Source organism: Micromonospora aridisoli (assembly GCF_056150025.1).
Genome location: NZ_JAXCFK010000178.1, coordinates 1 through 523 on the forward strand (window position 1 = coordinate 1; position 523 = coordinate 523).

A 523-nucleotide genomic window follows, 5' to 3' on the forward strand; every position below is an offset into this window, starting at 1 on the left:
TATAGGGAATATAACAGATCTCGTTACTGCACTGAATAGTGCAGATCCATTAATTATTAGAGATTTTACATATGATATTGCAGCTCCCAAGCAGAAGACGCAACATCACCTAGCAAAGTTAAAAGCGTATCACCGTTTTAATAATCTAGGAAAATGGAGTTTGCAATATGCATATCAAGCAAACCATCGAGAGGAATTTGATGTGCGTCGTCGTCGCAATGCAGGACGTGCTAGTGTTGATCTCAAGTTACTCACGCACACCTTGGAAACAACAATGCTTTTGGATGGGAATGATAAGTTTACCAAAAATATTGGCGTGCAAGTAGAATATCAAGAAAATATTCCAAATCCAAGTACGGGTATTCGTAGACTAATACCAGATTATAAAAAAACTACTGCGGGTATCTATGCGGTAGGAGATTTGCACCTCAATGAACAATGGAGTGTGGATGCAGGTATCCGATATGATTATATAAAAATCAACGCGCAGAAGTTTTATAAAGCAGACTTTTGGAATGCTAGG

1 protein-coding gene is annotated in these 523 nt (G+C 38.2%); it reads left to right on the forward strand.

Annotated features, from left to right (window positions below; all coding sequences use genetic code 11):
- Nucleotides 1-523, forward strand: a 523-nt coding sequence (locus tag SM447_RS29980) for a TonB-dependent receptor domain-containing protein (protein WP_474576222.1), incomplete at both ends; no start/stop codon positions are given.